The organism is Burkholderia sp. Ac-20344 (assembly GCF_017104975.1).
Classification (GTDB): domain Bacteria; phylum Pseudomonadota; class Gammaproteobacteria; order Burkholderiales; family Burkholderiaceae; genus Burkholderia.
This window is the reverse complement of sequence record NZ_JAAGPP010000280.1, coordinates 1-5,037: the sequence shown is the minus strand read 5'-3', so window position 1 is coordinate 5,037 and position 5,037 is coordinate 1. Positions and strand designations below refer to the sequence as shown.

At 70.4% G+C, this 5,037-nt stretch carries 5 protein-coding genes; 3 read left to right on the top strand and 2 right to left on the bottom strand.

Annotated features, from left to right (window positions below; genetic code table 11):
* The 3 genes from G3N64_RS38175 to G3N64_RS38165 form a co-directional block, all read left to right on the top strand.
* Positions 1-825, top strand: an 825-nt coding sequence (locus tag G3N64_RS38175; protein ID WP_205788757.1) for an ABC transporter substrate-binding protein, incomplete at its 5' end; no start/stop codon positions are given.
* A gap of 389 nt (positions 826-1,214) precedes the next feature.
* Complete coding sequence (locus G3N64_RS38170) at positions 1,215-2,291, top strand: glycosyltransferase family 2 protein (RefSeq protein WP_205788756.1); 1,077 nt, start codon at positions 1,215-1,217, stop codon at positions 2,289-2,291.
* A gap of 15 nt (positions 2,292-2,306) precedes the next feature.
* The gene (locus G3N64_RS38165; RefSeq protein ID WP_205788755.1) at positions 2,307-3,560 is read left to right on the top strand and encodes a glycosyltransferase family 87 protein; all 1,254 of its coding nucleotides are present in this window, start codon (positions 2,307-2,309) and stop codon (positions 3,558-3,560) included.
* Here the strand turns inward: G3N64_RS38165 and G3N64_RS38160 are convergent.
* Together G3N64_RS38160 and G3N64_RS38155 are read right to left on the bottom strand one after the other, a co-directional pair.
* Positions 3,533-4,573, bottom strand: coding sequence for a TadG family pilus assembly protein (locus G3N64_RS38160; protein ID WP_205788754.1), 1,041 nt, complete (start codon positions 4,571-4,573; stop codon positions 3,533-3,535). The two genes, G3N64_RS38165 and G3N64_RS38160, sit on opposite strands and share 28 nt — an antisense overlap.
* Positions 4,566-4,994 (bottom strand): TadE/TadG family type IV pilus assembly protein, encoded by a 429-nt coding sequence (locus G3N64_RS38155; RefSeq protein ID WP_205788753.1) that lies wholly within the window; start codon positions 4,992-4,994, stop codon positions 4,566-4,568. The genes G3N64_RS38160 and G3N64_RS38155 overlap by 8 nt, the downstream gene beginning before the upstream one ends.
* Positions 4,995-5,037: the final 43 nt, after the last annotated feature.

The following is a 5,037-nucleotide window of genomic DNA, read 5'->3' as shown; positions in this document are numbered from 1 at the left end:
GCGCTCGCCGAAGCCGCGCGCGTGCTCGATGGCACGCCTTACCGGTTCCGCTGGGCCAACTTCCAGGGCGCCGCGCCGCTGTTCGAGGCACAGCGCGCGGGGGCGATCGATCTCGCACCGGCCGGCGACCTGCCCGTGCTGACGGCCGCGCTCGGCGACCCGTCGTTGCGGATCGTCGCGACGCGCGTCGGCTCGCCGGCGTCGCTCGGCATCGTCGTGCAGCCCGATTCGCCGGTCCGCACCGTCGGCGACCTGAAAGGGCAAACCGTCGTCGTGTCGTCCGCGCGCGGCAGCATCTCGCAGTACCAGTTGTACGGCGCGCTGCGCGAACACGGCCTCGCGCCGCGCGATGTCGACGTGCGCTTCGTGCTGCCCGTCGATGCGTTCGCCGCGTTCGAGGCGAAGCGGATCGGCATCTGGGCGACGTTCGACCCGTACTACGGGCATGCGGTACGGCGCGGTGCGCGCATCGTCCGCGACGGCAGCGGCATCAATTCCGGGCTGGCGTTCCTCACGTCGCCGGTCGAAACGCTCGACGATCGCGCGAAGCGCGCAGCGCTCGCGGACGTGCTGGCGCGGCTCGCCCGCGCGGGCCAATGGGCGCTCGCGCACCCGGGCGACTATGCGAACGTCTATGCGTCGCTCACGCGCCTGCCGCCCGACGCGGCGACCGACATCGCGCGCCGGGCCGCACTCGCGCAGCGCAGCCTCAGCGGCGCCGACATCGACGTGCTGCAGCGTGTCGCCGATCGCGCGGCGGCCGACGCGATCCTGCCGCGGCGCGTCGATGTCGCATCGATCGCGATCCGCAACGTGTCCGCCTGAGCGAGGCCGCGCACGGCTGCGTTCAGCGTGGCCGCGCCATATCGAGGTCCGGCACGTCGTCGCCGAACGTCGAGGCGACGAGCGTGCGCATCGCCGCGACCAGCAGCGTCGGCCCCGACTGGTCGAACGTACCGCGCTCGCCAGCAGCCGGCCCTATCGCTGAAGCGTGACGCCCTGCCCCCTCTGCGCGGGGCGGCCAGCGGTGGGAACCCCGCCGCTGCATCGCACGACGTCGACGCGCCCGTCGACACATCCGCCGCGCCTGCATCGATTGGTGTTACGAATCCCCGAATCCTGCCTACAATGATCAGAACGCCTGTCGTCCGGCCTGCAGCGGACGACAGCCGGATCCATACGGTGCAGCGCAGGCCGGATCTCACGGGGGACGTATGTCCGTGCACGCCAGAAAGCCGCTGGTCTCGCTCGTCGTGCCGTTCCACGACGAGGACGAAACAATCGACGCGTTCTTTGCGACAACGCTGCCCATCCTCGAATCGGTCGAGTCGGTTCGTTTCGAGATCGTCTGCGTGAACGACGGCAGCCGCGACGACACGCTCGGCAAGCTGATCGACGTCGCCGCCGGCGACCCACGCGTGCGCATCGTCGATCTCACCCGGCGCTTCGGCAAGGAAGCCGCGCTCACCGCCGGCATCGACGAAGCCACCGGCACCGCCGTGATCCTGATCGACGCCGATCTGCAGGACCCGCCTGCGCTGATTCCCGCCATGGTCGAACGCTGGCTCGCCGGCGCCGAGGTCGTCGCCGCGAAACGCACCGACCGCATGTGCGACCCGCTGATGCAGCGTGTGGCCGCCGCGCTCTACTACCGCGTGCACAACCGCCTCTCCGAAGTCGAGATGCCCGAGAACGTCGGCGATTTCCGCCTGATGGACCGCCAGGTCGTCGACGCGCTGCGCGCGCTGCCCGAGCGGCGGCGCTTCATGAAAGGCCTGTTCGCGTGGGTCGGCTACCGCATCGAGATCGTCGAATACACGCGTGCACCGCGCAGCGGCGGCCGTTCGAAATTCTCCGGATGGCGGCGCTGGAACTTCGCGCTCGAAGGCATCACCAGCTTCAGCACCGTGCCGCTGCGCGTGTGGACCTACATCGGCCTCGCGTTCGCCGCGCTGTCGTTCATCTACGGCGCGTTCATCGTCATGCGCACGCTGCTGTTCGGCAATCCCGTGCACGGCTACGCGTCACTCATCTCCGCGATGCTGTTCGTCGGCGGCATCCAGCTGATCGGCATCGGCGTGATCGGCGAATACCTCGGCCGCATCTATCACGAATCGAAGCAGCGCCCGGTCTATCTCGTGCGGCGGCGCTACCACGCGCAGCGGGACGCCGCCGCGCATCCGGCGTCGAAGCTGCTGCAGTTCCCGCTCAAGCGCACGCACGCGGCCCGCCGCCGGACGGCGCAGCCCGCGACCGCCGGCCACGGTGCGCGGAAAGCCTCCGTCAAGTAAGCGAGCACCCGACGCATGGATCTCGCCCGGCAATCGATACGATCGGCGGCCTCTCCCGTCCGCGCATGGCTGACACCCCGGCGCGTCGTTGCGTACAGCGCGGCAGCGCTCGCGTGCTACGCGCTGTTCATCGCGATCTGGGTCACCGTCGTCCGTCACGCGCCCGCCACCGCGCTGTCGCGCCCGGGCCCCGACTACGCGGTGTTCTGGTCGGCGTCGTACGTGATGCTGCACGGCTCGCCGTGGCAAGCGTACGATTTGCCGACCTTCTCGCGGCTGGCAGCCGAACTGTTCCCGCAGTTCCGCCGCGAAGACCTCGTCGCGTGGCTGTACCCGCCCACCAACCTGCTGCTCGTGACGCCGCTGGCGCTGCTGCCCTATGCGGTCGGCTATCCGCTGTTCGTCGCGTTCGGCGTCGTCGTGTTCGGCTTCGCCGCATCGCGCGTATCGGGCCTCGGCGCGCTCCCCGGCGCCTGGCGCGCCGGCGGGTTCGCGCTGGTCGCCGCCCCGTGCGTGTTCGTCACCGGGCTGTTCGGGCAGAACGCGTTCCTGACCGCGTCGTGCGCGGCCCTGGCCGTCTGCTGGGCGGACCGTCGGCCGATGTGGGCCGGCCTCTGCATCGGCCTGCTGTCGGCCAAGCCGCAACTGGCACTGCTGTTCCCGTTCGTGCTGATCGCCACGCGCGCATGGCGCACGATCGCATGGGCCGCGCTCGCCACCACCGCGTTCGCCGCGTTGAGCGTCCTGATCTGCGGCGTCGAATCGGTACGCCTGTTCGTCGCCGGCACGGCACTCGTGCGGTCGCTCCTCCTCGAGCAAGGCGTCGTGTTCTGGCTCGTGTCGCCGGCGCCGTTCGCCGCCTTCCGACTCGCGGGCCTGCCGCCCGGCGTCGCGTATGCCGCGCAAGCGTGCATCGCGGCGCTGGCGATCGCGGCGGCCTGCATCGCGTGGGCGCGCTCGCGCGACATCCGCTTGCGCGCGGCGGTGCTGGCGGTCGCGACGCTCGCGGCCAACCCGTACGTCTGGCACTACGAACTCGCCTGGCTCGGCATCGCGATCGCGTGCATGCTGGCGATCGGCTGGCAGGACGGCTGGCTGCGCGGCGAGCAGGCCGCAATCGCGTTCATGTGGCTGCTGCCGATCGTCGAATACCTGAATCCTTGGCTGCAAGGGCCGCAGATCGGCCCGGCCGTGACGCTGTTCGCGCTCCTCGTGCTGCTGCGCCGCGCCGGCCCGGGCGCTCACAACGCGAGCCGCGGCGGCACGTAGACGCCGTAGTACGGCCCGACGCCGGTCGCGACGCCCGTCATCTTCACGCCGGCGACGAAGTGACCCTGGATGTACTTGTACGTACCGCCCAGCGACACGTCGATGCGGAACGCCGCGAACGCGACGATCGGCACTCTGGTGCTGCTCGACGTCTGCGTGACGACCGGCAGCACCACCGTCGTGCCGACCGGCACCGACGTGTAGAGCGTCGCCTTCACGCCGGTCGCGAGATTGATGCTGTCGCCGATACTGAGCGTCGTCGGATTGCCGGTCACCATCAGGCCGCCCATCGTCGTCGTGTCGGTCGCGGTCGACTGGAACGACGTCCACTGGCCGCCCATGCACAGCGAGCCGTAGGTCTGGCCGTTCGTGATCGAGAATTCATACGGCTGGCCCGTCAGCGGATTGATCAGCGGCTGGTTGGTCGCCGCGTTCCAGTACTGGTTGTACACGCACTGGTCGATCGCGATCGGAAACAGCCCGCCGGACGCGACCCCGCCCGGCGCCGCCAGCACCGCCACCGCGGTCGCGCTGCCGGACGCGCCGGGTATCCCCAGCAGCCCGCCGAGCAGCAGCGGAATCGAGCCGCCGTTCACGCCGGGCGTGCGCGACACGGTGACCTGCACCGCCGGCACGTCGTACGGGCCGGGCGTGATGGTCGTCGGCTGCATCGATGCGGGGCTGCGCGTGACGTTCCAGTATCCGGTGGTTACCGTGCCGGTCGACAGCGCCGCGCCGGCCGCCGAGTTCTGCGCGATCACGCCGTTCGCCGCCGGCGCGGCCTGCGACCAGTTCAGCGCGCCGCCGCTCGGCGACATCATCGCGTCGGCCCCCGCGAGCGCCGCCGCGTCGGCCGCGTTCTGCAACTGGTTCTTCACCGCGGCCACCCACGCGATGTCGATCGCCAGTGCGCCGAACGACAGCAGCGGAATCAGGAACAGCAGGAAGAACAGCGCAACCGAACCGCGCTGCCGCGCGCGGCCGACGGGTCGCGTTGCGCTCACGTCATTCATAAAGCATCACCGACGTCGCCGAGACCGTCACCGGGCCGGTGAGCGCGCTGAATGCGGAACCCAGCACGAGCCCCGAATACGTGTAGGTGATCGTCACCGTCAGCGCGGTGCCCGCCGTCGTGCCGTTTGCCTGCGTCACGGTCACCGCCGGTGTCGTCGCGGTGCCGCCGGTGATCAGGCTGTTCTGCATGTAGTTCTGCGCGACGTTGGCGATCTGCGTCGTGGTCAGCATCGGCACGCGCAGCACGACGCCGGCGCGCGCGGCCTCGCGGCTCGCGTTCGTGATCACGGCCTTGTCGCACAGGATCAGGCTCGTGTCGATGATGCCGATCAGCACCATCAGCAGGAACGGCAGCATCAGCACGAACTCGAGGGACACGACGCCGCGCGCGTGGCGGGCGGCCGTCGCCCCGCGTGTCATTTTGCGGCCCCCGTGCCCGGCGGCGCGGCGCCCGGCACGGGGA